Annotated in this window: 25 protein-coding genes and 1 pseudogene; 3 read left to right on the top strand and 23 right to left on the bottom strand. The window is 63.2% G+C overall.

Translation table 11 applies throughout. The features are described 5' to 3' along the window. Positions 1-126: 126 nt before the first annotated feature. The 3 genes and pseudogenes from R0V12_RS08485 to guaB form a co-directional block, all read right to left on the bottom strand. Positions 127-1419 carry a PAS domain-containing protein gene (locus R0V12_RS08485; RefSeq protein WP_320072467.1) on the bottom strand — a complete coding sequence of 431 codons (1293 nt, stop codon included), beginning with the start codon at positions 1417-1419 and terminating at the stop codon, positions 127-129. Positions 1420-1443: 24 nt separating this feature from the next. Then, a complete protein-coding gene (locus R0V12_RS08480) occupies positions 1444-2598 on the bottom strand; it encodes a GuaB3 family IMP dehydrogenase-related protein (protein ID WP_070363034.1) in 1155 nt (384 codons plus the stop codon). A gap of 36 nt (positions 2599-2634) precedes the next feature. Continuing rightward, a pseudogene (gene guaB, locus R0V12_RS08475) lies at positions 2635-4157 on the bottom strand (IMP dehydrogenase). A 104-nt stretch (positions 4158-4261) separates the two neighbouring features. On the opposite strand from guaB, the gene R0V12_RS08470 reads away from it, so the two are divergent. Beyond that, the gene (locus R0V12_RS08470; protein ID WP_070363036.1) at positions 4262-4684 is read left to right on the top strand and encodes a DUF5319 domain-containing protein; all 423 of its coding nucleotides are present in this window, start codon (positions 4262-4264) and stop codon (positions 4682-4684) included. Here R0V12_RS08470 and R0V12_RS08465 read toward each other — a convergent pair. From R0V12_RS08465 to R0V12_RS08420, 10 genes are all read right to left on the bottom strand, one after another. Next, positions 4681-5439, bottom strand: coding sequence for a hypothetical protein (locus R0V12_RS08465; RefSeq protein ID WP_071572757.1), 759 nt, complete (start codon positions 5437-5439; stop codon positions 4681-4683). The two genes, R0V12_RS08470 and R0V12_RS08465, sit on opposite strands and share 4 nt — an antisense overlap. Then, positions 5436-6020 carry a sigma-70 family RNA polymerase sigma factor gene (locus tag R0V12_RS08460; RefSeq protein WP_070363038.1) on the bottom strand — a complete coding sequence of 195 codons (585 nt, stop codon included), beginning with the start codon at positions 6018-6020 and terminating at the stop codon, positions 5436-5438. The genes R0V12_RS08465 and R0V12_RS08460 overlap by 4 nt, the downstream gene beginning before the upstream one ends. A gap of 136 nt (positions 6021-6156) precedes the next feature. Further along, positions 6157-7767: a chaperonin GroEL gene (gene groL, locus R0V12_RS08455; protein WP_320072466.1), complete on the bottom strand. Its 1611-nt coding sequence runs from the start codon at positions 7765-7767 to the stop codon at positions 6157-6159. A gap of 21 nt (positions 7768-7788) precedes the next feature. Beyond that, positions 7789-8088: a co-chaperone GroES gene (gene groES / locus R0V12_RS08450; protein ID WP_320072465.1), complete on the bottom strand. Its 300-nt coding sequence runs from the start codon at positions 8086-8088 to the stop codon at positions 7789-7791. Between the two features lie 166 nt (positions 8089-8254). Next, positions 8255-9307: a tRNA (adenosine(37)-N6)-threonylcarbamoyltransferase complex transferase subunit TsaD gene (gene tsaD, locus R0V12_RS08445; RefSeq protein ID WP_320072464.1), complete on the bottom strand. Its 1053-nt coding sequence runs from the start codon at positions 9305-9307 to the stop codon at positions 8255-8257. Next, positions 9304-9777 (bottom strand): ribosomal protein S18-alanine N-acetyltransferase, encoded by a 474-nt coding sequence (gene rimI, locus R0V12_RS08440; RefSeq protein WP_288792571.1) that lies wholly within the window; start codon positions 9775-9777, stop codon positions 9304-9306. The genes tsaD and rimI overlap by 4 nt, the downstream gene beginning before the upstream one ends. After that, positions 9774-10442, bottom strand: coding sequence for a tRNA (adenosine(37)-N6)-threonylcarbamoyltransferase complex dimerization subunit type 1 TsaB (gene tsaB, locus R0V12_RS08435; protein WP_070363043.1), 669 nt, complete (start codon positions 10440-10442; stop codon positions 9774-9776). The genes rimI and tsaB overlap by 4 nt, the downstream gene beginning before the upstream one ends. After that, positions 10442-10942 (bottom strand): hypothetical protein, encoded by a 501-nt coding sequence (locus R0V12_RS08430; protein ID WP_070363044.1) that lies wholly within the window; start codon positions 10940-10942, stop codon positions 10442-10444. Before R0V12_RS08430 ends, tsaB begins: the two co-directional genes overlap by 1 nt. 20 nt (positions 10943-10962) lie before the next feature. After that, a complete protein-coding gene (alr, locus tag R0V12_RS08425) occupies positions 10963-12510 on the bottom strand; it encodes an alanine racemase (RefSeq protein WP_083290813.1) in 1548 nt (515 codons plus the stop codon). A 20-nt stretch (positions 12511-12530) separates the two neighbouring features. Then, positions 12531-13190: a GAP family protein gene (locus R0V12_RS08420; protein ID WP_070975827.1), complete on the bottom strand. Its 660-nt coding sequence runs from the start codon at positions 13188-13190 to the stop codon at positions 12531-12533. 128 nt (positions 13191-13318) lie between these two features. Here R0V12_RS08420 and R0V12_RS08415 point away from each other — a divergent pair, with 128 nt between their 5' ends. Beyond that, on the top strand, positions 13319-14173 hold the full coding sequence (locus R0V12_RS08415; RefSeq protein WP_070975825.1) for a dienelactone hydrolase family protein: 855 nt from the start codon (positions 13319-13321) through the stop codon (positions 14171-14173). Here R0V12_RS08415 and R0V12_RS08410 read toward each other — a convergent pair. From R0V12_RS08410 to eccCa, 10 genes are all read right to left on the bottom strand, one after another. Further along, positions 14162-14467, bottom strand: coding sequence for a hypothetical protein (locus tag R0V12_RS08410; protein WP_070975823.1), 306 nt, complete (start codon positions 14465-14467; stop codon positions 14162-14164). The two genes, R0V12_RS08415 and R0V12_RS08410, sit on opposite strands and share 12 nt — an antisense overlap. After that, positions 14468-15835, bottom strand: coding sequence for a hypothetical protein (locus tag R0V12_RS08405; RefSeq protein WP_320072463.1), 1368 nt, complete (start codon positions 15833-15835; stop codon positions 14468-14470). Next, entirely contained in the window at positions 15829-16164 is a 336-nt protein-coding gene (locus R0V12_RS08400; RefSeq protein WP_070975820.1) for a hypothetical protein, read from the bottom strand. The genes R0V12_RS08405 and R0V12_RS08400 overlap by 7 nt, the downstream gene beginning before the upstream one ends. 122 nt (positions 16165-16286) lie before the next feature. Continuing rightward, positions 16287-17630, bottom strand: a complete 1344-nt coding sequence (gene glmM, locus R0V12_RS08395; RefSeq protein ID WP_070363051.1) for a phosphoglucosamine mutase — start codon at positions 17628-17630, stop codon at positions 16287-16289. A 95-nt stretch (positions 17631-17725) separates the two neighbouring features. Continuing rightward, entirely contained in the window at positions 17726-18256 is a 531-nt protein-coding gene (gene rpsI / locus R0V12_RS08390) for a 30S ribosomal protein S9 (protein ID WP_070363052.1), read from the bottom strand. Then, a complete protein-coding gene (gene rplM / locus R0V12_RS08385) occupies positions 18256-18699 on the bottom strand; it encodes a 50S ribosomal protein L13 (RefSeq protein WP_070363053.1) in 444 nt (147 codons plus the stop codon). The genes rpsI and rplM overlap by 1 nt, the downstream gene beginning before the upstream one ends. A 194-nt stretch (positions 18700-18893) precedes the next feature. After that, a complete protein-coding gene (locus tag R0V12_RS08380; RefSeq protein ID WP_070477587.1) occupies positions 18894-19178 on the bottom strand; it encodes a WXG100 family type VII secretion target in 285 nt (94 codons plus the stop codon). 65 nt (positions 19179-19243) lie between these two features. Further along, positions 19244-19561 carry a WXG100 family type VII secretion target gene (locus R0V12_RS08375; RefSeq protein WP_071567367.1) on the bottom strand — a complete coding sequence of 106 codons (318 nt, stop codon included), beginning with the start codon at positions 19559-19561 and terminating at the stop codon, positions 19244-19246. 154 nt (positions 19562-19715) lie between these two features. Further along, positions 19716-20633 carry a type VII secretion-associated protein gene (locus tag R0V12_RS08370; RefSeq protein WP_320072462.1) on the bottom strand — a complete coding sequence of 306 codons (918 nt, stop codon included), beginning with the start codon at positions 20631-20633 and terminating at the stop codon, positions 19716-19718. After that, positions 20630-24286 (bottom strand): type VII secretion protein EccCa, encoded by a 3657-nt coding sequence (gene eccCa / locus R0V12_RS08365; RefSeq protein WP_256000518.1) that lies wholly within the window; start codon positions 24284-24286, stop codon positions 20630-20632. Before eccCa ends, R0V12_RS08370 begins: the two co-directional genes overlap by 4 nt. A 137-nt stretch (positions 24287-24423) precedes the next feature. On the opposite strand from eccCa, the gene eccD reads away from it, so the two are divergent. Next, the gene (gene eccD, locus R0V12_RS08360) at positions 24424-25749 is read left to right on the top strand and encodes a type VII secretion integral membrane protein EccD (protein ID WP_256006182.1); all 1326 of its coding nucleotides are present in this window, start codon (positions 24424-24426) and stop codon (positions 25747-25749) included. Positions 25750-25753: the final 4 nt, after the last annotated feature.

The raw sequence follows: 25753 nt of genomic DNA, 5'->3' as shown, positions 1-25753 counted from the left end.
CGGGACCTGGGGAAACACCAATGCACCCGGCCGAAATACTGGAATCTGGTGCGGGAATCCCTTCGAAACAACAAAACACCACCCGCCAGGCAGGTGGTGTCTTCAGCGTTGCGGCGTTACAACAGACTACTTCAGCAGCGCACGCAGGTTCTCCAGCGCATCGTGCACCCCGTCAATCGCCGGGTCGGAGCCCAGCTTCTGCGAGGAAGCGTGCAGGCGCTCGATAGAGTTATCAGCAGCCTGGATAGCGCGGTGCACCTGAGCAACAAGCGGCTCGATGTTCTCGCCGAACGGCTCCTGCGCCGTGGTCTGGGACCAGCGACGAATCATCTCGAGCGGCATCTTGGTCAGCTCGGAAATCGAGTTCACCTTCAGGTCCACGCGGTTCGCCAGGGAGGAGTGCAGGAAGACTGCGTCGTCCATCTGCTTCACGTCCACCTCGAGGGCGTCGAACAGCATAGAGAGCACCTCGCCGCGGTTCGCCTCAAGGGAGAAAATCGCGGTCTGCGCAGTATGCAGACGAGCCAGCGCAATCGCCATACGCGCGGACGCCGCCTTCTTCGCCAACTCGCCAGCCACCTCGTTGAGCGACTGCGCGTTCTCGTCGATGATGCCACGCATCGTCGCCCACACCTGCAGTGGTGCAAGCAGCAGCGTACGGGCAGCACCCTCCGCCATGACGTTCTCCATCTCGCCCTTCACGCTGTTGGTCACAGCGTTTTCTTCCACCAAAGTCTGGCTGGCCTTTGCCAGTTCTTCGGCGGCTTCCTTAATGGAGGACTGGATTTCCATGAAGCGGTCCAGCTCGCGGTAGAGGCGCTTAGTGGCCTCGTACACCTCGCCGGTGCCCTCTGGAAGGTCGAAGCCCGCTTCCTCGCGCGCCAGCACCTCGGCTGGCAGCGCCTCGGCAACGAAGGCGTCGTAATCAGGTACAAGCTCCTGCAGCTTGGCCAGGCCAAGCTCTGCACGGCGGCGACGGCCAACGCCCTCGTGGCGCGCCTTCCACTCAACGTCGTTCACCGCTTGGTACACGTCGCCGACGACCTTGAACAGTTCGGTCATCGGGCGGGTGCGCACCGAGAGGTAGTCGCCATTTGGCAGAGGCGTCACGGTAGCAAACACGTCGTACGCAGAGCCGCTCTTTGCGCGGTTACGGACATAGCCTGCGAACGGTCGGCCGTCCTCAATGACGTCCCACATCAGCTTGAACGCGCCACCAGGCATCTCAATATGGCGAATGAGATTGTGTGGCTTCCCGATCATCTCGACTTCGGGATACTGCGCGTAGTGAATAAAGACCTCATTGACATGGGTCATAATGCCCTTGCTGTCCGTCACCGAGAAGAAGATGTGGTCGACATCAACCTCGTGGTGTGGGCCGTCAGGGGCATCTCGTTTAATAACTACTTCGTAGGCCATATTCGATATATTAGGTCAATCTGTTTACGGGCGGACGGTCACGTCGACCTTTTGGAACGACTTGAGATCAGTGTACCCACATTTCGCCATAATACGGCGCAAACCGCCCACTAAGTTCGTGGCAGCGCCCGAATCGCTCGATGGACCGAACAAAATCTCAGACAGCGGAAGACGATCGCCGAACTCCCAGTTGGCAACCTCGCCGCGCGGGAAGCGCGGGTGCGCAGCCGCCGGTTCCCAGTACGCGCCGCCAGCAGCGGCCTCGTTCGCCTTCGCGAACAGACTGCCTACCATGACGGCGTCGGCGCCCATGGCGAGTGCCAACGCGATGTCTCCGGCGTTCGACGGTGCCGAATCAGCGATGACGTGGACATAACGGCCACCGGTCTCGTCCAAGTAGTCGCGGCGAGCCGCAGCCACGTCGGCAATCGCAGTTGCGAGAGGAACGTCCAGCGCCAGGCCGGAAGAGGAGCGACCCGAACCAACAATCACGCCGGCTGCGCCAGCACGCATCAGGTGCGTGGCCGTCGTGTAGTCGAAGACGCCACCTGCGATGACCGGAACGTCGAGGGAGCCGATGAACTCCTTCAAGTTCAGCGGTTCCCCACCGGGCTGCACGTGCTCGGCGGAAATCAACGTGCCCTGCACGAACAGGATCTCCGCGCCGGCCTTGATCACTGCCGGAGCAAGCTCGCGCACGTTCTGCGGGCTCACGCGCACAGCGACGGTCGCGCCCGACGCGCGGACCTGCGCAATGCGCTCACTCAACACGTCCAAATTAATTGGCGCCTGATGGAGTTTCTGCAGCGTCGCCGTAGCCTTGGCAATCTTGCTAGGAATCTCGTGGTAATTCTCCTGCTCGAGGTCCTTGGGATTTGGCGCCTGCCCGCAGACCTCGTTGATCGCCTCTTCGAAGTTCGCGTGGCGGCCCAGGATGCCCTCGGCGTTGAGCACCGCAAGTCCACCCTGCTTACCCATCTCGATGGCGAACTCGGGGCTCGCTAGGGCATCGGTCGGGTGGGATACGAGCGGCATGTCAAAGGAGTAGGCGTCGATGTGCCACTCCGTGTTGACGTCCTTCGACGAGCGGGTGCGCCGCGTCGGAACCAGGGTCAGATCGTCAAGGTCGTAGGCCTTGCGGGCTTCGCGTCCGATGCCAATTTCTACATATTCACGCATGTCAGGTTCTCTCCTTCAGGAGCCAGTCAGAAAGGATTAGTTGTGGTAGTTCGGCGCTGCAACCGTTTGCGTGATGTCATGCGGGTGCGATTCGCGCAAGCCAGCCGTGGTGATTTGGACGAACTGCTTCGTCTGCAGTTCTGCGATCGAGGCGGAGCCGGTGTAGCCCATCGCGGCGCGCAGACCACCGACGATCTGGTGGGTGATGGCGTCGATATCTCCGCGGAACGGAACGCGGCCCTCGACGCCCTCCGGCACCAGCTTGTCTTCGCTGGTGACGTCTGCCTGGAAGTAGCGGTCCTTGGAGAAGGAGCGCTTTTCGCCGGTCAGGCCACGGCCCTGCATCGCGCCCATCGAGCCCATGCCGCGGTAGCGCTTGTACTGCTTACCCCCAACAACCACGACGTCACCGGGTGCCTCAGTGGTGCCTGCGAGCATGGAGCCGAGCATGACGGTCGATGCGCCAGCGGCGAGGGCCTTAGCAACGTCGCCGGAGAACTGCATACCACCGTCTGCGATGATCGGTACTCCGGCCTTGTGAGCAGGTACGGAAGCCTCCAGGATGGACGTGATCTGTGGTGCTCCGACGCCCGCAACAACGCGGGTGGTGCAAATGGAGCCAGGACCGATGCCGACCTTGATCGCGTCCGCACCGGCATCGATCATGGCCTGCGCGGCTTCGCGCGTTGCCAGGTTGCCGCCGACGACGTCAACGCGGTCGCCGAAGTCCTTCTTCACACGGGACACCATCTCCAGCACGCGGTTGTTATGTGCGTGCGCAGAGTCGACGACGAGGGCGTCGACACCCGCCTCAACGAGCAACGCGGCACGCTCGTAGGACTCTTCACCAGTGCCGATACCAGCGGCAACAAGCAGACGGCCGTTCGAGTCCTTCGACGCGTTCGGGTACTGCTCGCTCTTCACGAAGTCCTTCACCGTGATCAGGCCAACCAGCTTGCCTGCCTTGTCCACGATCGGCAGCTTCTCCACCTTGTTCGCCGACAGCAGCGCGAGTGCCTCCTGCTTATCGACGCCCTCATCCGCCACAACCAGCGGCATCGGTGTCATCACCTCTGCGACCTTGCGGTCGTAGTCCGGCTCGAAGCGCATATCGCGGTTGGTGATGATGCCCACCAGGCGCTCGTCGGCGTCGATCACCGGCAGGCCCGAGATGTGGAAGCGGCCGCACAGCGCGTCGACGTCACGAATCGTCATGTCTGGTGTGGCGGTCACCGGGTTGGTGACCATGCCCGACTCAGAACGCTTTACGATGTCAACCTGCTCCGCCTGGTCCTGAGCGCTCAGGTTGCGGTGCAGCACGCCAATGCCACCCTGGCGCGCCATCGCGATCGCCATCCGCGACTCCGTAACCGTATCCATCGCAGCCGATGCGATCGGGATACCCAGCTTGATGTTGCGGCTGAACTGCGAGCTCGTGCTCACTTCGGCCGCACAATGTGAGACTCGGCTGGCAGCAGCAGCACATCATCAAAGGTCAAGCCCCGCAGTGCAACCTTGTGCGGGTCATCCCCACCTGTAAGAACTCGCTCGTTTGCCATTGACAACTTCTCCTTCCGCGCGCGGTGTACCCGACATTGGTTTTCAGCCATGATATAACGTCGCGCGACACGACACACAGCGGCGTCGAAAAATCCCAACGCACATGGCTAATTGGCCTTGCTACTCCCCACACAATAGGCTGATCGGTGTGAATTACGACGACATGATGCCACTCGACCCGTTCGCAAACGACCCGAACGACCCGGCATCGTTCATCGAGGACGACGAACAGCCGGAGCCCTTAAGCAGCGAGGAGCGGCAGGCGATCATTCACGACCTCGCCCACGTCCGCGACGCACAACGTATCCTGCGCCCCCGCGGCATCCTCGGGATCTTCTTCATGTGTGAAGACTGCGAGCAGACGCACTACTACGACTGGGACATCATGGAGCAAAACATGATCTCCACGCTCAACAACGCGCTGCCGCCCGTCCACGAACCAAGCGCTAACCCGGACGTCAACGCCTATGTCACGTGGGATTACGCGCTGGGGTACATGGACGGCATCGAGTCCGCCGGGCGCTAGTGCTGCGGCGAGGCTGACGCCGGGGGCTCAACCGGCTTGGGGGAGGTCGTCGCCACTGGCGATTCCGGCGCGGCGTCCTTGCCTGTAGTAGCCGGCACGTGCGCACCGCTCGGTTCCGCACTCACTGTCGGCTGCGCGGAGGAATGCTGCTCGACGGCAGGCTGCTCCGTGACCACCTGCGTCACCGTCACCGGTTCGCGCGGCTCAGGTGTCACCGTCACAGTCACGGTGCGCGTCACCGTCACCTCAGGGATTGTCGACGCCACCGTGGGCTCAGACCCTTGCGTCTTCTTCGCATCCATGGAGTCAAGCAACGCCTTGGCCTGCAACACCAGGGCACGCACAGCGTCGCCGTTACCCTCATCGCTGGCTACTTCCATCTCGTCGAGCGTGCTCGCAAGCTCCATGACCGACGCACGCTCTCCGAACACGGTTGAGGCTACTGGCCACAGAGGGGAATCAGGAGTCGCGTTGTACAACACTGCCCCACTTCCAGCAACGATTGCGGTGGCTGCTGCCGCGCCCACAAGCCCACTGAGCCACGGGTTCATCTGCTTGCGCGCAGGCGCCGCCACGGGCGCTATGTATGGCGGCTCCGGCATCGGTCGCTCGACGTCCTCGCGCAGCGCACCCATCAGGCCCAAAAGCGGATCGGTGCCGTCGCTAGGGTCCTCTCCACGTGACGCTTTGGTCAACAGGGCGTCATCCGCCAACAGCTCATCAAACTGCGGGATACGGTGAGCATCACGTGTCATTTCGCAGACTCCTCTTCTTCAAGGGCCTCACGCAGGCGAGCCAGGGCACGGTGCTGTGCGACACGAACCGACCCAGCTGTCCCGCCAACAATCTCTGCTGTTTCTTCCGCCGAAAGGCCAACAAATACGCGAAGAATAATGATATTTCGCGCTTTCTCATTGAGTACATCGAGCAGCTCGCGCATTTTGTTACTCGCGTCGACATCCAGCGCATATCCCTCTGGATCCGCCTCTTGCGATACCCCATCGGGGATATCTTCGGTGGGCAGCATTCGGTCTCGCGCATAGCTGCGGTGCGCGTCCGTCACCTTATTAAATGCAATCCCGTACACGAATGCCATGAACGGCTTGCCCTGGTCCTTATAGGTACTGAGCGCCTTGACTACTGCAAAGCACACGTCCTGGGTGACGTCTTCCGGGGTCGGGGTGCGCCCGCCGCCAATGCGGGCGCGGGCGTAGCGCAGCACAAATGGATAAATGAGCGCCACGACGCGCTGCGTCGCCCGATCATCACCGGACTGTGCAGCAGGCAGCAGTTGCGCAAGCTGCGCATTCACGTCATCAGTATCTATACCGCTCATACGCGACGCCCGACTCCTTTCCAGTATCGCCTAAGGGTACAGCGCCGAGCATGCCATTCCCAAAGCCTGACCCATCAGGCACGCAAAAGCCCGAACGGCATGTATCCGTCCGGGCTCCCCTCGTCACAAACACTAATTAGTGCGCGTGACCGTGTGCGTGTTCCTCAACTTCTTCCGGCTTGTTCACCACAGAAACCTCCGTGGTCAGCACCATGCGGGCTACCGAGCAAGCGTTGACAACAGCGGAGTGTGTCACCTTCACAGGGTCAATGATGCCCTGCTCAACCAGGTTGCCGTACTCCATCGTTGCGGCGTTGAAGCCTTCGTCGTTCGCCATGTCTGCGATCTTCGACACAACAACTGAGCCGTCCAGCCCAGCGTTGTCCGCAATCCAGAACGCCGGCTTCACCAGCGCACGAGCAACCGCCAGCACACCAGTTTTCTGCTCGTCTTCGAAGGACTCCGCAAAGGTTTCCAGCTCGCGTGCGATCTGGACCAGCGCGGAACCGCCACCGGCGATGATGCCCTCTTCGACTGCCGCGCGGGCAGCGTTGATGGCGTCCTCGACGCGCAGCTTGCGCTCGTTGACTTCAGTTTCGGTCGCGGCACCTACGCGGATGACGGCAACACCACCCGACAGCTTCGCCAGGCGCTCCTCCATCTTCTCCTTGTCCCAGGTGGAGTCCGTCGCTTCAATGTCACGACGGATCTGGTTGCGGCGCTCTTCGACGTCCTCGGCGGAACCGGCACCGTCGACAAGCACGGTGTCGTCCTTGGTCACGGTGACGCGGCGCACCGAGCCGAGGTCCTCCAGCGTGGCGTCCTTGAGTGCCATGCCAACCTCAGGGTCAATGACGGTCGCGTTAGTCACCACGGCCAGGTCATCCATGAACGCCTTGCGGCGCTCGCCGAAGTACGGCGACTTCACAGCGACAACCTTCAGGGACTTACGCAGTGTGTTCACCACGAGCGTCTGCAGCGGCTCACCGTCGACATCCTCGGCGATGATCAGCAGCGGGACAGATGCCTCCGCAACCTTTTCCAGCAGCGGCAAGAAGTCCGGCAGCGAGGAAATCTTGTTGCGAACCAGCAGCACGCGGGCGTTTTCCAGCACCGCCTGGCCAGCGTCAGGGTCCGTCATAAAGTACGGCGACAGGAAGCCCTTGTCGAAGGAGACGCCCTCGGTGACGTCGACGAACGAGTCGATCGTCTGGGACTCCTCAACGGTGACAACGCCGTCCTTGCCGACCTTGTCCATCGCACCGGCAACCATCTCGCCGACCTCAGGGTCGCGGGAGGAAACGGTGGCAACGTTGGCGATCTCGGCGGACGAAGAAACCTCCGTCGCACGCGACTTCAGCTCCTCGATGACCTTCTCGGCCGCAGCCTGGATGCCCTTGTTGAGCTGGATCGGGTTCGCACCAGCGGCGACGTTGCGCAGCCCCTCGGTGACCAGCGCCTGCGCGAGCAGCGTCGCGGTCGTGGTGCCGTCACCGGCGATGTCGTTCGTCTTCACTGCGACGGACTTCACCAGCTGCGCACCAAGGTTTTCGAAGGGTTCCTCGAGGTCGATGTCGCGGGCGATCGTCACACCGTCGTTGGTAACGGTCGGGCCACCCCACGACTTCGAAAGCACAACGTTTCGGCCACGCGGGCCAAGGGTGACCTTGACGGTATCCGCCAAAGTGTCAACACCCTTCTTGATGCCTTCGCGGGCCTCCTGATGAAATGCAATAAGTTTTGCCATTGGTGGCTACGCCCCCTTCAATTACTTTTCGACGACGGCCAGCAGGTCGCGAGCGGAAAGCAGCAAGTACTCTTCACCGTTGTACTTCAGCTCGGTGCCGCCGTACTTGGAGAAGATCACGGTGTCGCCCTCGTTGACGTCGACAGCAATGCGCTTGCCCTGCTCATCCAAGCGGCCAGGGCCGACAGCGATAACAACTGCCTCCTGTGGCTTCTCAGCAGCGGAATCAGGGATAACCAGGCCGGATGCCGTCGTGGTCTCCACCTCAGCGATCTGTACCAGAACCTTGTCTTCCAGTGGCTTGATGTTGACGTTTGCCATGATCTGAACGCCTTCCTTCAATGTTGTATCTATCAGTTCAGTAGTTTTGCGGTTATTTGAAGGCCCAGCCGTCGTCGCGGGTGTACAACTGCGCTCTCCACAACCTTGTTAGCACTCTACCCCTGCGAGTGCTAACACTCAACATTGTGACGACACTCACCAATCTTTACTGGTGAACGAGCGGGATCTCCACTTCCAACGACGTATCCGTCGCCACGGACAGCTCCGAAGGCTTGGCCCCCTCATGGATGAGCTGGCCAGCCAACGCTGCGATCATCACGCCGTTATCGGTGCACAGCCCGAAGCGCGGTACACGCAGCTCCACGCCAGCCTTCTCGCAACGTTCCTGGGCAAGTGCGCGCAGGCGGCTGTTCGCCGCCACCCCGCCGCCGAGCAACAGCGTCTTCGCACCGGTCTCCTCCAGTGCCAGCAGCGCCTTGCGCACGAGCACGTCACACACCGCCTCCTGGAACGACGCGCACACGTCCTCCACGTTGACCACCCAGCCTTCGCGCTCCGCTTTTTCCACGTAGCGCGCCACGGCAGTCTTCAAGCCGGAGAACGAGAAGTCGAAGCGGTGCTCGCCCCGCAGATCGTCGGCCTTACTGAGCGCGCGCGGGAACGGAATCGCATCCGGGTTACCCTTCGCCGCCAAGCGGTCGATGACCGGGCCGCCCGGGTAGCCAAGCCCAAGCAGGCGCGAGACCTTGTCGTAGGCCTCGCCGGCGGCGTCATCAAGGGTGGAGCCAAGCTCGCGCATCGACTTGCCGACGGCCTCAACCTCCAACAACTGCGTATGCCCACCAGAGACCAGCAGTGCCACCGAGTGCGGGAGCCGCTCCTGGCCTTCCAGGTTCGCCACCGCCACGTGCCCACCCAAGTGGTTCACGGCGTAAAACGGCACACCCCACGCCGCCGCGTAGGCCTTCGCAGCGGACGCGCCGACCAGCAGCGCACCGGCAAGACCAGGCCCGATCGTCGCCGCAACCACGTCCGGGGCATCGATACCGGCCTCTTCCAGTGCCGCGGCCATCACTTGCGGCATCGCCTCAAGGTGGGCACGCGACGCGATCTCGGGCACCACGCCACCGAAGCGTGCGTGCTGCTCCATCGAAGACGCCACCTGGTTCGCAAGGATCTCCATGGTGCCGTCGGAGTGGACGTCGACAATACCGACGGCCGTCTCGTCGCACGATGACTCAATCCCGGCAACAATCATGCCTGCTCCCTTTCGCTCTTGCGTGGGCGCATCATCGAAAACGCGTCCGCGCCAGAAGGTTGATAGTAATTCTTTCGGGTGCCAACCACGGAAAAGCCGTAGCGTTCATACATGCCAAGCGCCGCGGAGTTGTCGGTGCGCACCTCGAGGAACATCGGGCCGTCGAGAAGGTCGGCGGTGTGGACGAGTTGGTCCATCAGCTCCCTACCCACCCCGCGGCGCTGCACCTCGGGCGCGACGCCGATGGTGTGAATTTCGAACTCCGGGTCGTTGCGCGGGCCCAGCATCGCAAGGCCCGCATACCCCAGAAGTGCGCCCTCGTCGTCGAAGGCGCCGATATAGAACGTGTACGGCTGCGCGAACTGCGTCAGCAGCACCTCCCGCGACCACGGGGTCTCGCCAGCGAACAGCACCGCCTCCAGCGCCGCGACGGCGTCTGCGTCGCTGGGTGTGAGCTCCCGGATATTCACAGTTTGATGTCCGGCAGCGCAGCAGAGCGCGGGCGCGGCTTCGGCGGCACGGCGTCCGGGCGGCGCAGGTACAGCGGTGTGAGTGGCTCCGGCGTATCTGATGGATCGCACGCGGCGAGCAAGCCGCGAACACCCGGCGCGAGATCGCGTACCTCACCAGCCGCGACAGTCACAGTCTCACGCAGCGCGTCCGGTACGACGAGCATGTCAACGGCGTCACCCTCAACGTCGATCGCGCTGGCTGCGCTGACGTGTGGGCCGTCGACGCGCTGTCCGTCACGGTAGAGGCTCCAGTACACCTCGCGGCGGCGCGCATCAGTGACCACTAGCACGCTTTTCCCGGTGGTGTCCCCGGCTTCCGCGGCGATGGCGTCGTGGGTGCAGACCCCGTACACCGGCACACCCAGCGCCTGCCCGAAGGCGGACGCGGTGGCCATGCCTACGCGAAGCCCCGTAAACGGGCCAGGCCCCACGCCAACAACGACGGCTTCGAGCGCACCGTAGGTGCAGCCCGCTTCCGCCAGTAGTTCGTTGACAGTGGGGACCAAAAGTTCGTTATGCGAGCGGGTTCTGATTACCCGCTGTGCATCCACGCGGCGCGACTGTTGCTCGCCCACGCCGACAACGAGGTCGTGCGTGGCTGTATCGAGCGCCAGCGTCAGCATTAAGCCGCTACTCCCATGACCCAGCCGTTACCGTCCTTGTGGAACGGCAGCGGCGTATTCATTGGGAACATCTCCGACTGCGGGATGGAGCAGATGTTCACCTTGGAAAGCTCCACCTTGTCCAGGTCGATCTCCGCGTTCTGGTCCTCGTCGAACAGCAGCATGTAACCCCAGTCGCCGGAGAAATCGAAGCGGTCCTGGTCAAGGTTCAGCGCCTGCAGCTTGCTCAGCAGCAGCTGGTCCGGCTCGTTCGGGCACAGCGTGGTGAACCCGATGTAGTCCTTGTCGTAGACGCGAGTCAGGTCGATGAGCTGGCCCGCAACGGCTTCGCCACCAGGCTTGACCTCTTCAAGGGAGCGGGAAAGAGAATTCGTTGGCGTCGCAGCCGCCATTGGGGACGGCTTGGTCAGTGGGATGAAAATGAGAGCAACGAGCACAATCACCCACAGTGCACACGCAATAGCGACCCAACCACGGCTAGTATTGTTCAGCTTCAGCATGGCCTACAGCCTACATCTTCCTATTCTGTGTGCACCCACCGCCATGTGATGATGCGGCCCTCACTGTCTTCGTCTTGCTCCACGAGCGTGGTGCGGTCAATGGTGACCAAAAGGTATTCACTGGCGATGTGAGCTGCGAGATCACCACCCCACTCGGCCACCACGACGCTGCGGTCGAGCTCCGACTCAAGGTCGAGAGCATCGAGCTCACCCAGCGGGTCGCCAGAGCTGCCCTCCCCCAACAGGCGGTAGGCATCGACATGAATTAACGACGCCCCCTCCGCCTCCTTCGCGCGGTGTTCCCTGGCGATGGTGAAGGTTGGGCTCGTCACACGCCCCTTGACCTGCATCCCTTCGGCAATGCCCTGCGTCAGCGTGGTTTTCCCGGCGCCGAGCGGGCCGTCGAGAATCACCACGTCCCCGGCGCGCAAGGTCTCCCCCAGCTCACGCCCCAACGCTTGCGTTTCCTCGCGCGTCTCGCAGACACGCCTGCCGCCGTACTCCCGCACTGTCCGTCCTTTCGGTGCACACAGCACCTCGTAGTGAATGGTGTTCGCCCGCAGCGCGAACTCGTCCGCACTCACGCCGCCGGCGCCAAAAAGTACCGCTTCATCGCCCGGCGCGACACCGGCTTCGTTTGCGCCCAGCCACACCACAATCTGATCCATGCACACCCGACCCACCTGGGGGTAGCGGGCTCCGTCAATGGTGACGTCCATCCGGTCCTGCCAGATGCGCATCACGCCGTCCGCGTAGCCGGCGGGCACCACGGCGGTAAACCCGTCCTCGGGCGCAGTCCATGTCCCTGAGTAGCTCACCGGATCCCCCGCGCGGATCGGTTTGACCGCGGTCACTGTTGCGACCCAGCTCATCGCGGGCCGCAGCCCGTTGTCGGTGCCGTCGATTGCTTCCAACCCGTACAGGCCAATCCCGGGACGGATCTGTTCAAAGCGGGCGTCGTCCCTCGTCCACGTCGCCGGCGAGTTCGCCACGTGGTTCACCAGGTCCTCTAGCCCCGCCTCGTGCGCCTGGTTGAGCGCTTCACGGAACGTCGCCAGCTGCCGGTCCGTGTACGGGTCCGCTGGGTTATCCGCGCACGCAAAATGGCTCATCAGCCCGGCCACACGGATCTGACCGGCCTGTTGCGCCTCGGCGGCCATCGCGAACAGCTCCGGCCACTGTTCCTCATCTACGCCCGAGCGGTTCATCCCCGTGTCGATCATCAGATGCACGGTGGGTACGAAGGGGGCGTCAATAAGCGCGCGCAGGTGCGCAAGACTCGGCACACCCATCTCGATGCCCTCCACCAGCTCCTCCCCCGGAGCCCACAGCCACGCCATCACGGGTTTCGACGTCAGCTTCGCCACACTAGCCGCCTCCGCGATCGTCGCGCAGCCGAACGCATCCGCACCGTTCGCCTCCATGATGGGGACACACTTCGCCGCGCCGTGGTTATAGGCATCCGCCTTCACCACGCACATCAAACGCGCGCCACCAGCCTGACGGCGCATCTGCCTCGTGTTGTGGGCAATCGCCGCCAGGTCAATGCGAAGTTTTAAAGCGTTCATGGGCATCTATTGAACAACGATCACAGCAAATGCGCCACGCCGACTACACCTAGCAGCAGCGATACCACCCACGTCGCGGTCAAACCAACCGTATCCGGGTGTGAGCGCGCCCACGCGAAACCTCGTCCAGCAACCGAGTCCGGCTTCGCCCGTACCCAACCGACCAGCAGGGCGCACAGCGTTGGCAGAGACAGCGCGACCGTGGCATAGAGCACCAGGAAGCTGTACTTCGTCGTCGTATCGATGCCCGTCGCAGACAGCACCGCAAGGCCACCAAAGAACGGCATCGACGTCGCCGATTGGACGATCCCCAGCACAAACCCCGTCAGCACCGTCAGCGCATTGGGTGCTCGCAGCGGGCGCATCACCCGTTCAATCAACGCGTGGTTATCTCCCCCACGCAGCGCCAGCACCGCGGTCAGGAGACCAGTAGCGATGAGGAGCCACCCGAAAATGGGACCCTCGACAAACGTTTGCACAACCGGACCGAGGCCATCGAACACAAACAGCATCACCGCCGCGAGACTCGCCACCCCAAGCCAGTCGCCAGCAATGAGCAGCGCCGTGATCTTCGCATACTGCCGTTTCGCTTGGGAGGCAACCACCCCGACTGCCACGATAACCCCGATCAACAGCACGTTGATGGAATCAATAAACGCAAAGGATAACGCTCCAAGCATGTCTCGCTCCTTTCGCGTGGCTCCATCAGGCGGAATCTCGGCCGTCTCTCAATCTGGCCCCTAACCCTAAACCACAAAAACGCTGAAGCGCTATTTCAGTACTGCAGAATTCAAGTAGGGTGGGTTGCGTGTCTGCGAAATTGAAGAAGTTAGCTGAACTGTCCAAGCGAGGCCCCCACAAGGTGCTGGAAGGCGACCTCGGTTACACCGGTTTGCCAGGCAAGGTCTACACGCCTGCGGAAGGTAAGAACCTGCCAGCCGTCGCCTTCGGCCACGACTGGCGCCAGAGTGTCGACGACTACCACGGCACACTTCGCCACCTGGCCAGTTGGGGCATTGCGGTCGCCGCGCCAGATACTGAAAAGGGGTGGCGCCCCGACCACGCTGGCTTCGCCGCCGATTTAGAAACCGCCCTGCAAATCCTGACTGGGGTGCGCCTCGGGAACGGCAAGATTAGCATCCACCCACAGCGCCTCGGCGTCGTTGGCCACGGCATGGGCGGCGGCGCTGCCGTACTCACCGCGGTAGAAAACCCGAAGGTGCAGGCAGTCGCCGCAATTTATCCGGCGAACGTGGCGCCCTCCGCAGTAGAGGCGGCCCGGCGCGCACTTCGCCCAGGGCTCATCATCGGCCCCGGCGAGGACGGTGACTCGCTCTTCGATCCAGGCAACCCCGCCAAGCTCGCATACAACTGGGCAGGCGAGGTGGCCTACCGCAGCGTCAAGAAAGGCGAGCAGCAGAGCTTCTCGGAGGACTCACTGACCAAGCGCCTGCTCGGCCTGGGCAAGTCGAGCGCCTCCCTGCAGACCACAGTGCGCGGCCTGCTCACCGGGTTCCTCCTGCACCAGCTAGCCGGGGAGAAGAAGTACTCCTCCTACTCCGAGCCGGACGCCGAAGGAAAGAACGTCACGTCCTATACCGGTGAGGACCTCGCTGAGCTGGCGGGCCTCACCAAGGACGACAGCCTCTTCTCATTCTTCTAACGTGCCGGGCTGACCAGCACGCTTCATCTCCCCCGGTGCTTCCGGGGCGTTGGGGCGTGCCTCGGTACGGATCGACGCGATTCCGCCCTGCGGCGGGCGGCGAAACGGGAACAACCGCTCGCCACCCTGTGGAATGACAACAGGTTGGCGTTTGTAGCCAAGCGCGGCGGCCCTTCGCTGCTCGGTAAGCATCATCTCCATTTGGCGATGGTGCTCAGCGATCATCTTTTCAAAGTTCTCCATCCGCATCGCCGTGCGCTGACGGTACTCTGCTGCAAACCTTGAAAAATCCATTTACCATTCCCCCAATTTCTTGACGCCCCAAGCATCAGCCGGGTCTGTATCTGCTGGCTGCTGCTCAGCGTGTTGTTCTGATGACGTCTCTGCTGCCGCCGGTGCCGTCATCGCTTGTTTTTCTGCCGGCACTGGTGGCTGCTCCACCTCGCCGAGTTGCTCAGGTGGCACGAACACACCGTTTTCGTCGACTGCCGGTGCAGGCTCCGGCGCAGGAGCGGGCTCGGGTGCCGGTGCTGTCGGTGGTGCCGGTGGTGTTGGTTCCGCGACGTCACACGGCACCTCCACAGCCTCCGTCGCGCACTGCCAGGCCGCGTCGATATTTGCCGCAAAGACGTTGATGCTTTCAATGACGACAGCCGCGCCCGTTTGCGCAAACGCGCCCGTGAACGCCTGCGCAGCGTCGCACTGCTCCTGTACCGGTGCGAACAACGCCGCTGCGTCGCGTGTCACGGCCTCGATGGGCGCGTTAACATGCACATCGACGTCGAAGTTAAAGGCCACGTTGATCCCTGCCGCACCTGCCAGTGCCGCTGACGCGGACTGCGTGCCGACGCTCTCCAGAGAAACAAGGCGCTCGCACGGCTGCGGCGGTGCCGGCGGCACAGGAGCAGGGGCAGGCACTGGTGCTGGTGCTGGGGCGGAAGGTGGTGCGGCAACACTCGCGCTGGCAGTCGAGGTGCTTCCGGCTGCGTGCGCAGCCGTCGCTGGCGCCGCAGCAGGCGCACTTCCAGCTGGCTTTCCGCCGGGCGCCTGACTGCAAGGCTGTTGTGCTTCCTCCACGCACACCGCGATCGCATCGAGGCACTCAGCGACAGCCACGTTGCATTCTTTCGCTGTCTGGCTCGCCTGCCGCATCGCATCAATTACGACCTGCACCAATGGGCGAATCAGGGTGGCGATTCCAAGCTTCGCAAGTATCTCAAGGTGCGAGTGCGCAAGGACCACGAACTGTTCCACCGCCAGGTTGGACGTCTTCTTGACGTCATCTATAGCGCTGCAGCACGAGGTAATCGAGCTTCCCAGCTCATTTAGGCGTGTAAAGTGCTGCGTCTCCGAATCTGCCGAGCATCGCTCCCGCGACCCCACGCCGATCTGCTCAAACCACTCTTTACTGCCCGGCGTATCCTGGCAAGGCGCCTTCAACGAAAACCTGTAGCCCACGGCGTCACAATTGAACTGTGACAGCGAGACACCGACCTGGTGGAAGCCGCGTAGGTCCTGGCAGCGGGTGGCCTGCAGCTCCCGAATGACTTCCTTCGCTAGTGCCTCCAATTGGTCGCGCTCAGGCCCCTCCAGGGCTGGGGCCGTCGCAACTGACTGAGAGAAGCGCTGCACCCCTTGTTCGACAACGTCGCTGGTTACCATGCGGAACCCACCCCCGAAATGCCATCGGTGGCGTCCTCGTCAGCGTCGCGGACCTCCTGTGCAAGGCTGCGAATCCCCTCCCACTGCTGCGTTCGCTCCTGCAACAACCGGAGCGAGTCCGCATAGACCGCCTGCACCGCCGCCGTGATGCGCTGGCCCTGCAAGGCAAAACCGGCACCGAAGTCGTCCGCACCCAGGTCTGGTTGCTGGCGGGCAAAGTCCGTGGCGGTGTCTTCGTAGGCGGAGATGGCGTCGGCAAAATATGACCGCACCGCGTCAACGTTGAGGCTGACGCCCTTGTTGTGCACAGTGTTTACCGTGTTCACCATGTTCAAAATTTCCCCCAAAATCCACGTCGGCTCACCACCGACAGTTCTAACTACTTCTCTTAGTTAGACTCCCCCAACGGCCCCGCGGTTCCCCGCGAGGCCAAATTTCTTACCAACGGACTCTACACTGCCGCAACGACAGCTGCGAGGCGACCCGCCACCTTTCGGGCTTGTTCTTCCTCGGCGGCCTCCACCATGACGCGAAACAGCTCCTCAGTACCGGAAGGACGAAGCAGCACGCGACCCGAGTGCCCGAGCTCTTCCTCGGCCTCATCGATCGCAGCCAGCACCTCCTGCGAGCTCATAATCTTGGACTTCTCTGACACCGGCACGTTGATGAGTACCTGTGGCAGCACCTGCATCACCTGTGCGAGTTCCTTGAGGCTCTTGCCGGTTTCCGCCATCTGTTCCATCAGCAGCAGCGCGGACAGCGTGCCGTCGCCAGTCGTGGCGTGCTCCGGGACAACAATGTGGCCGGACTGCTCGCCACCAAGCGAGAAGTCCCCACGGTTGAGCTCCTCGAGAACGTAACGGTCGCCCACCGCGGTCTGCTTCAGTGCAATGCCTTCGCGCTCCATGGCGAGGGTAAGTCCCAGATTGCTCATGACCGTGGCTACGAGCGTGTTGTCGCGCAGGTTGTTCTCGGCCTTCATGCCGCAGGCCAAGATCGCCATAATCTGGTCACCGTCGATGATGTTGCCTTCAGCGTCGACGGCGAGGCAGCGGTCCGCATCACCGTCGTGTGCCACGCCAAGATCAGCACCGTATTCGACGACGGCTGCCTGGATCTTGTCCATATGAGTGGAACCGGAGCCATCGTTAATGTTGAAAGCGTTCGGCTCGTTGTAGATCGCCACAACCTCGGCACCGGCGGCCTCGTACGCCTTCGGGGCGACCTCGGACGCCGCACCGTTCGCACAGTCCACAACGACCTTGATGCCCTTCAGGCTGGTGCTCATCGCCTCTTTGAGGTGCGCCAGGTAACGATCCTGCGCGTCCGGCGCCTCCTCGATCACGCGGCCGATACGGGTGCCGGTTGGCCCACCTTCTTCAAGCGTGTCGAGAGCCCTCTCAATTTCGTCCTCGACCTCATCAGGCAGTTTGTGGCCACCCGCGGAGAAGAACTTGATGCCGTTATCCGGCATGGGGTTGTGGGACGCGGAGATCATCACACCGATGTCCGCACCGTAGTCATCAGTGAGGTACGCCAAGCCGGGAGTAGGAATCACGCCGACACGCAGGACATCCACACCTTTCGACGCCATGCCCGCAGCCATCGCTGCCGCAAGCATTTCGCCGGACACGCGTGGGTCGCGGCCAATCAGCGCCGTCGGGCGGCGCTTCGAGGACTCACGGTCCTTCGTTAGTACGGTCGCGGCGGCGGCACCGAGCTTCAGTGCCAACGACGCCGTCAGTCGCTCATTGGCGAGACCTCGGACACCATCAGTTCCAAACAATCGAGTCATGCTGTTTATTATGCACTACCGACAGCTATACAAAAACAACAACCGCCCACCCGGCCAGTGCCAGGGGGCGGTTGATGATACAACCAGCGTAGTGATTAACGCTTGGAGTACTGCGGTGCACGACGGGCCTTGTGCAGACCAGCCTTCTTACGCTCGACCGCACGAGCGTCACGGGTAAGCAGACCAGCCTTCTTCAGGGTTGGGCGCTCAGCCGGGTTGTAGATGTTCAGTGCACGGGCAATCGCCAGACGCAGCGCACCGGACTGACCGGTTGGGCCGCCGCCCTTGATGTTTGCCTTGATGTCGAACTGGCCCTCGCGCTCGAGCAGGGTCAGCGGCAGCAGGATGTCCTGCTGGTGCAGCTTGTTCGGGAAGTAGTCCTCGAACTCACGGCCGTTGACCGTGATCTTGCCTTCGCCCTCAACGACGGTCACGCGAGCGATTGCGCGCTTACGACGACCAACGGTCTGGATTGGGCCCTCGTGCAGCGGTGCAACCTCAACGGTGTCCTGGGTCTCCTCGACCTCTGGAGCAATAGCGTCACCGATGGTGTAGTTGAACTCTTCCGTCGCCGCGGTTGCCGCGTCGATGTCGGTCTCAGCTGCAATGTTGTTCTGATCAGCCATTACTGTGCCACCTGCTTAAACTCGTAGGTTTCCGGCTTCTGAGCCTCGTATGGGTGCTCGGAGCCGACGAAGACGTGAAGCTTCTTGATGGACTCGCGGGAAAGCTTGTTGTGCGGCATCATGCCCTTGACAGCTTCCTCGATAACGCGGTCCGGACGCTCATCGAGCGCACGACCAAGCGTCATAGCAGTCAGACCACCCGGGTAGCCGGAGTGGCGGTAGCGCATCTCGCGATCGCGCTTGTTCGAGGAGATGTGGACCTTCTCGGCGTTGATCACGATGATGTGATCGCCGGTGTCAACGTTCGGTGCGAACTGTGGCTTATGCTTGCCGCGCAGGATATCCGCTGCAGTCGACGCAAGCTTGCCCAAGACCACGTCCGTGGCGTCGATGACGTACCACTTACGGGTAATGTCACCGCTCTTTGGGTGGTAAGTAGACATGCATGACTCCTTCAAGTCTGTCTAGTTGGCTGCCGGCCATAACGTATAAAACTGTGCGCTGTATCCTGCTCAGACGGCGGCCGGTGGAGACCCGACAAGCAGCACGGCACACAAGCTGCAAACTTTACAGCACAAAGCACTGAACAGCAAGACGCTCCCCCTGGCGCCTTGCTGTTCAGCAAGCTTCTGTGTAGTTATCCCCAGCTGTTTGCCGCGGCATTGTTTACCGCGAGCATGGTGGAGTTGCCGTCTTCAACGGTGCTGGCGATCTGGTTCAAAATGGTGTTCAGATCCTCTGCGGCCTGGTCCCACTTCGCCTGGTGTGCCTGGTACGCGGACGCTGCGGTGCCCTCCCAGGTCTGCGCCATCGGCTGGATGATCTGCTTCAGCTCGTTGAGCTGGCTGGTGATGCGGGTCGCCGACGAGCGCATGTCTTCAGCTGCGTTGGCGATCTGGGCGAAGTCGTACTTGATTTGCATGATGAGTATGTCCCTTTACATTCGGAAGATGGTCGTTTTGTCTGCTGAGAACCGCTGGGAGCGTTTTAGAGAGCCAAGCCCGCGGAACCGGACAGCGAACGGAAGTTGTCGGTGTTCGTAGCGTCGGTGCTCTCGTAGTTCTTGGCGTTGTCGCGGATGTTGTTCGCGATGTCACGCAGCGCTTCGGAGAGGCGTCGCTGCGCGTCGTCGTAGCGGACCATCAGGTCATCGAAGCTGCGCTGCGCATTGCCCACCCAGTAGCTGCGCGTGGACTCCGCGACCTGCTGCACGCGGTCGATTTCTCGGTTGACGTTTGCGTTGGTGTCATCTGCCCGGTCGGCAGTTGCGCGCATGACGTCGGCTTCTGTTCTGAACTGTTCCATGTTCAATCCCCCTACTAGGTACTGTGTCTTGGTTGTAACGACAGCCTTCCAAGCTGTTCATATAGTTGGACGCACGTTTTGGTGCTCCGGTTCCCTCAATGTTGAAGAAACTTTTCTCCCCACCCTCCCACCACGTTTATGCTGCGAGTTTGCCTCACCCCTCTCCTGTCGGTGGCGTGAATTCGGCGGTGTCGAAGGCCATCTGACACGTCGCCTGCTGCACCCTGCTGGGCGCCTGCCGCGTCTGGCACGCCACGAAAAGCTGGTAAGAATCCTGCGCCCAAGTTCGCCACAGCGTTTCGGCGCCTCCGGGGGCGGTCTCGCGGTACGTCACGGCGTGGAGGTTGTGATCCACGAGCGTGAGCTCGGGGTCGCGCTCGATACCCCCGAGCAGCTGCGCTACGAACTGCTCGGGCGGCAGCGTGTAGCGGTTCTCTGCGGAGATCAGTACGCGCATGTCGGGGTCGGCGCCTGTTGCCATCCAGCCCTGCTCGTGCTGCGCGAGTTGGAACCCGGGAGGCAGCTCAATCGCAAGTCCGTCCTGCGCGATTCGCACGGCGGTAGGCTCGCTCGCAACAGAAGGAGAGGGGCTTGTTGACGCCCGCGAGGCCGTCGGTTGACTGTGCAGCACAGTGGTCGATGTCGCCCCTTCTGAAGCCTGGGCAGACGTGGGCGAAGAGGGCGTCGATAAGAAACGAAAGAGCACGAACCCGCAGATTGCTGCGACCACAACCACTGCGGCGCCGAGCGCGACGAACGGCCACCACGCGCGACGTGGCGCAAGGTCTACGGCCGTAATCGCGGGTTGCTCTTCGGTCGGAGGGTCAGCCTCTACCTCTAGGCGCTCGGCGGTAATAGTGACGTCGTAGCCGCTCATGGCCTGCTCAAACTGATCGAGGTCCTCGGGGCTCGCGGCGATCTGAATCACGGCGCCGCCCGGGTCGGGCCCGAAGAGCCCGCGCACGTACTGCGCGACTTCCCGCGGGCCGGGGCCGTCAAAACGGTGGACGTTGGCGGCGCCGGTGAACACGGTGTTCGTGGACGTCATGGTGATGCGAAGATCGGGTTTCATAGAGTGCCTCCTTCTGGGTAGGGTGCTGCGACTTGGACCAGGCCACGGGCCTCACCTGACTGGACGAGCAGGCCTCGGCCGGGCGGCTGTGGGACTGGACGCACCCCGAAGAGCGCGCCTTCGTCCCTGGTTCCGTCGAGGATGACGACGTCGGGCAACAGGTCCTTCAGCGAGGACAGGAAGCTGCCGAACATGGCGCGCGATACTCCGCCGAACTTGCGGGCGGCCACCACGTGCAGGCCAATGTCGCGGGCGTGCGGGAACAGCGTGGCCAGCTCGCGCAGGGTGTCCTCCGGGACGAGCTCGAGGTCGTCGATGACGAGATAGAGCTCCGGGCCTTCCCACCAGGAACGCTGCGCGAGCTGCTGCGGGGTCACATCCGACCCGGGTAGCCTGCCGCGCAGCGTGGTGATCAGCGCACTGACCGCCTCGTCGACGGCGCTGGTAGAGGCTGCGTAGGCCGCCACCATGTCTGGGTTCGCCCGCCCGAGGTGCGCGCGGCGCACATCCAGAATCACCATGCGGGCCTGCTCACGGCCCATCGCCTCAATCGCGGTGATGGCCGAGGCAATCGCTGTGGACTTGCCAGCACCGCTCGCACCGATGACCAGCAGGTGGCCAGACTCGCTCCACAGCGGTGCAAGTCGGGGTCCACCGACGCCGAGTGGCAGACGTTGGCCTCCCGAGGTGAGCAGGTCCGCAACCTCCACGTGACTCGGCAGCACCCTTAGGCGTGGCACCGGAGGCTGACCCTGCGTCGCTGCGCGGACGTGTGCCACGTCCTGCGCGGAGGTGTGCGCGACCAGCATGAACGCCCCCTCTTCGGTAATGCCGCGGCCCGGCAGCGCGGGAAGTTTCGCCTGCACCTTCCTATCAATCACCGAGTCCATCGGTTCAGTAAGATGCAGCTCAATCCTTGTGCCGATCACGTCACGGACGTTCGCACGGATCGCATTCCAACGCTGCGTAGTCGCAACCAGGTGAATGCCCACAGCCGGGCCTTCCGCAGCAAGACGAGTCAGCGGTTCACGCAAGTCTTCCGTCTTCGCATCCGGTGCGAGCAACGTGTGCCAGCCGTCCACAATCAACACGGTGTGGCGCTTCGTGCGCCGCTGCGAGTCGTCGAGCATCTCGACCAGCTCGTCGACGACGCGGCGCACGCGCTCCTCGTCCGTGCGCTGCGCAACACCGGCCACATGCGGCAGTTCGGCGACGTCGCTGAAGTCGCCGGAGCCGGCGTCGATAATGTAGAAGCACAGCTCGTCAGTGGAGTGGCGCAGCGCGAGCGACGCCACCATCGTGCGCACCGCCATCGACTTGCCCGTCTGCGGTCCACCCGCGAGCGCCACGTGGCCACCCGCCACCGACAGGTCCAGCACGAGCGGCACCTGGCGCTGCTTGATCGGCTCGTCAATCACCCCGATAATCGCCCGCAGCTTCGGCATCGACTCACTGCCACCGTAGACCTGCGAAAGCTCGATCTGTGCAGGCAACGGCGGCAGCCACACCTGGTGCGCCCGCATGCCCAGGGCATCCGCCACCTCCCTCGACTTCTCGACGACCGCCGCCAGCAACGTCGTCGTCGCATCAGTATCGACACCGACACTCTCCTTCGCGTCCTCCACCGGCGGAGGCTCCCACCCGTGAAACAGGCGAACCTCCACGGCCGCCTCGCGCCTGGTCACGCCGCGGGCGCGCTCCAGCGGCCCCGACACGTACGCCGCGCGGAAACGCTCCAAGTCGCCTGAGCCCGTGGACAAGAAGCCCGCGCCGGGCTCGCTGGGTAGCTCGTAGGCGTCCGGCACGCCGAGCACCTGGCGGGATTCGGCCGCGGAGAACGTCTTGAGGCCGATACGGTAAGAAAGGTGCGAGTCCAGCCCGCGCAGCTTGCCCTCCTCCAAGCGCTGGGAGGCAAGTAGCAGGTGCACGCCCAGCGAGCGGCCAAGTCGGCCGACGGCCACGAACAGGTCAGCGAAGTGCGGGTGTTGGCTGAGCAACTCAGAAAACTCGTCCAGGATGATCACTAGCGCCGGCAGCGGCGCGAGGTCCTCGCCCGCGAGCCGGGCCGCGGTGTAGTCGGTGATATTGGCGTAGTTCCCCGCCTTGCGCAGTAGCTCCTGACGTCGGTTCATCTCACCGGAGATGGCGTCGTACATGCGCTCAACCAGGATGGATTCGTCCTCCAGGTTGGTAATGACCGCCGAGGTGTGAGGCAAGGACTCGCAGCCGAGGAAGGTTGCGCCGCCTTTGAAGTCCACGAGCACGAGGTTGAGTTCCTCCGGCGAGTGCGTCGCGGCGAGCGCCACAACGAGTGTTTTTAGAAGTTCCGATTTACCAGACCCCGTCGCACCGATGCACAACCCGTGCGGGCCCATCCCGCCCTGGGCGGACTCTTTCAGGTCCAAGTAGAGGGCCTGGCCCTGGGCAGTCGAGCCAATCGGGACCATGAGGCGCTGTCGGGTGCCTTCGCGTCCGGTCCACATGGTGTGCTCGTTGAGCTCGGCGATGTCGTTGATGCCGAGCATCGGGAGCAGCTTGCCTCCGTGGGAGGCGCTTTCGGCGCTGAGCAGCTCGGGGCGGCGATAGAACGCCAGTTGGCGCGCGATCAGCTCCGCCTCTGCGACACTAATCCTGTCGGGCCTGCCCAGAAACTCTAGGCCCATCCCGGTCAGCGCGTGGAGTTCGTCGTCGCAGACAAGGTGGAACGCCTCCTCATCCACCAACCAGTCCGGGTCCGGGTGGATAACCAGCACGCACACGTTCTCGCTGCTGGAGGCACTGGTGCTGAAGGAGATCACGGAGGGGTGGGTGGTGGCGTCGAGAAGTATGACTTGGAACTCGGCCGCCTCCGGCGTGGCGGAGTGCGGCAGCCACTTCACCCACTCAAATTCTCTCGGCGCCTGGGCGGCGTCGATGCCGACGAGCTCCGGGCCGTGGAAAAACGCCAGCTGGGCAATGATCGAGCGCGCGACCTCCGCCGCACGCGGCCCCACCATCGTGATCACGGGAAACGCATTGAGCGCCACCACGATCGGCATCTCTTGGATCGTGTTCACCGCGGCGACCGTCCTGCGCAGGCTCACCGCGCACACCGGGTCGAGGTCCTCGGGCGAGCCAGGGTCGTCGACCTCGATTGGGGTATGCAGTGCCACCGCGCCAACACCAATGCGCACCTGCAGCGCGTACGGCGAGGCGGCGTACTGTTCCCAGACACGCTCCGCAGGCACCGCCGTGAGCAGGGCGTTCGGTGCCGGGTGGAGATATTCGGCGTGCTCGCGCTGGACCTCGGCGTTGCTGCGCGCCCGGTGAGCGAGGGCGTCCAGGTGGCGCAGGTAGACCCGGCGCGTCTCGTCGATGTCGCCCTGGCGTTCCTGTGGAGAGAACATGGTGACCATGCCGAAGAGCATCATGACCGGGAAGATGAGCATCATTGGGCTCACGGTGCGCCCGGACATCACCATCAGCGCCATCACAGCACCAATGGCAACCACCATGACCACCGGCAGCAGCACTTTCAGCAGCGGCATCGGCTGGTCCTTGTGCGCCTGCGGTACCGCTTCGGCGCGGAGTTGGCCGGTCGGCAGTGGTGGTGGCGGCGCGAGTGTGTGCGCCGTCGATGGTGTCACGACTGGTTCGTGGTCAAGACCTAGCATGCATTCCCCCTCATGCATTTCCCCGGTTGCGCATTCCCCCTCGCGCAACGTCTGCATGCATTCTAGGCGATGGTGCGCTACATTGTTCAAGTTAAGCGCCAAGTCGCGCATTTGTTTGTTTTCCGGGGGGATTCATCGTGGCAGTTTCTGCAACGCATCACATCGTGCACGTCACCATTCGTATCGACGTCGCTTCGCTTCACCGCGATATCGATCTCAGTTTGCCGACGTCCTCGTCGCTCTACGAGCTGATACCCGAGATCGCGCGCTTCGTGGAACTGCCGCAGCTGCACCGCCCTTGGGAGTTCACCAACGTAGCTGGCATCCCACTGGACGGACACGTGCCGTTGTACCAGCTCAAGATGCGAAACGGAGCGACGGTGGTGATGCGCCCACAGGAGCAGGCGGCACCGCCCGTGATCCGCGACGCGGCCCACTCGCTCAGCGCCGCGGCGGCTTCTGCACGCGATGTGCGTGGCCTGCACATCGGCGCGACGATGCTGGGCCTGCTGTGCATTGCAGCGGTGGCTGGCACGGTCGGCGGAGTGGCGTTCGGCGCGGGCCTGGCGGCTGCGGCGGCGCTGGTGCTGTCGCTCGCGGCGCGAAGCAGCGCGGTTTACGGGGCGTTTCTGTGCGCGGCCCCTTTCGCAGTCGGCGCCTGGGTGGCTGGGCCTCCGGCTACGTGGGACGGGTCGAGCGATACGGCAATCGGGATGCTGGCTGCCGCGATCACCGCCGTGGCCTGCGTGGTCATCGGCGCGATGCTCAGGCTGTGCGGTGCGGCCGTCGCGACCTTCGCGGCGGTGTGCGCGCTGCTCCTTGCCGCGGCCTCGCTCGGTGCGTGGTTGCCGCAGCACCACGCGGGGGCGGCGGTGGTCGTGCTGCTCGGGTTGCTGCTGGTCATGCTCACGCCCCATATCGCCACGGCCGCCGCGGGCTTGAAGGTGCCACGCATCCCCACCGCTGGCGAGGAATTTGACCGCTCGGATGTGTACCAGCATGATGTCGATGCGCGCAGCCGCACCGCGCTGACCGTATCCGCTGCGATTGCATGTGCCGTGACCACCTGCTGCTTACCGGCGCTCTACGGCATTGCCACGATGGACGCCGCACTTGGCTGGCGCGTCGCACTCGCCGGTTGCGTGGCTGGCGCGCTACTCATCCACGCGGTGCGTCACCACTACCCCACCCCGCGCATCGCGCTGACGGCGCTGGCCCTCGGCGCGCTCGGTGCTGTGGTGCTCGCCACCGTATACGAGCCAAGCCCGCACCCAGCGTTCCTCGTGGCCGCAGGCTGCATCGCCATTGTGTGCGCTACCGCCGTCATCTGGTCGCGCCGCGTGCCTGACCTCGAGCCAACCACGGTGGTGTGGTTCGAGCGCGCCGAAGCCGCCGCCATCATCGCAGTCATCCCGCTCGCGGTGCACCTCACCGGGCTGTTCGACCTCATCCGGGGGCTCTAAGCCC

Origin of the sequence: Corynebacterium sp. UMB2355A, from assembly GCF_033877495.1 — a bacterium.
GTDB lineage: Bacteria > Actinomycetota > Actinomycetes > Mycobacteriales > Mycobacteriaceae > Corynebacterium > Corynebacterium pseudogenitalium.
Note: the sequence above shows the minus strand (reverse complement) of the source record. Positions and strands in the feature narration are given on the sequence as shown.

Coding starts and splice junctions, on each gene's coding strand:
- R0V12_RS08485 (WP_320072467.1), bottom strand. CDS start 1,419: ATGGCCTACGAAGTAGTTATTAAACGAGATGCCCCTGACGGCCCACAC.
- R0V12_RS08480 (WP_070363034.1), bottom strand. CDS start 2,598: ATGCGTGAATATGTAGAAATTGGCATCGGACGCGAAGCCCGCAAGGCC.
- R0V12_RS08470 (WP_070363036.1), top strand. CDS start 4,262: ATGGCTAATTGGCCTTGCTACTCCCCACACAATAGGCTGATCGGTGTG.
- R0V12_RS08465 (WP_071572757.1), bottom strand. CDS start 5,439: ATGACACGTGATGCTCACCGTATCCCGCAGTTTGATGAGCTGTTGGCG.
- R0V12_RS08460 (WP_070363038.1), bottom strand. CDS start 6,020: ATGAGCGGTATAGATACTGATGACGTGAATGCGCAGCTTGCGCAACTG.
- groL (WP_320072466.1), bottom strand. CDS start 7,767: ATGGCAAAACTTATTGCATTTCATCAGGAGGCCCGCGAAGGCATCAAG.
- groES (WP_320072465.1), bottom strand. CDS start 8,088: ATGGCAAACGTCAACATCAAGCCACTGGAAGACAAGGTTCTGGTACAG.
- tsaD (WP_320072464.1), bottom strand. CDS start 9,307: ATGATTGTTGCCGGGATTGAGTCATCGTGCGACGAGACGGCCGTCGGT.
- tsaB (WP_070363043.1), bottom strand. CDS start 10,442: ATGCTGACGCTGGCGCTCGATACAGCCACGCACGACCTCGTTGTCGGC.
- R0V12_RS08430 (WP_070363044.1), bottom strand. CDS start 10,942: ATGCTGAAGCTGAACAATACTAGCCGTGGTTGGGTCGCTATTGCGTGT.
- alr (WP_083290813.1), bottom strand. CDS start 12,510: ATGAACGCTTTAAAACTTCGCATTGACCTGGCGGCGATTGCCCACAAC.
- R0V12_RS08420 (WP_070975827.1), bottom strand. CDS start 13,190: ATGCTTGGAGCGTTATCCTTTGCGTTTATTGATTCCATCAACGTGCTG.
- R0V12_RS08410 (WP_070975823.1), bottom strand. CDS start 14,467: ATGGATTTTTCAAGGTTTGCAGCAGAGTACCGTCAGCGCACGGCGATG.
- R0V12_RS08405 (WP_320072463.1), bottom strand. CDS start 15,835: ATGGTAACCAGCGACGTTGTCGAACAAGGGGTGCAGCGCTTCTCTCAG.
- R0V12_RS08400 (WP_070975820.1), bottom strand. CDS start 16,164: ATGGTGAACACGGTAAACACTGTGCACAACAAGGGCGTCAGCCTCAAC.
- glmM (WP_070363051.1), bottom strand. CDS start 17,630: ATGACTCGATTGTTTGGAACTGATGGTGTCCGAGGTCTCGCCAATGAG.
- rpsI (WP_070363052.1), bottom strand. CDS start 18,256: ATGGCTGATCAGAACAACATTGCAGCTGAGACCGACATCGACGCGGCA.
- rplM (WP_070363053.1), bottom strand. CDS start 18,699: ATGTCTACTTACCACCCAAAGAGCGGTGACATTACCCGTAAGTGGTAC.
- R0V12_RS08380 (WP_070477587.1), bottom strand. CDS start 19,178: ATGCAAATCAAGTACGACTTCGCCCAGATCGCCAACGCAGCTGAAGAC.
- R0V12_RS08375 (WP_071567367.1), bottom strand. CDS start 19,561: ATGGAACAGTTCAGAACAGAAGCCGACGTCATGCGCGCAACTGCCGAC.
- R0V12_RS08370 (WP_320072462.1), bottom strand. CDS start 20,633: ATGAAACCCGATCTTCGCATCACCATGACGTCCACGAACACCGTGTTC.
- eccCa (WP_256000518.1), bottom strand. CDS start 24,286: ATGCTAGGTCTTGACCACGAACCAGTCGTGACACCATCGACGGCGCAC.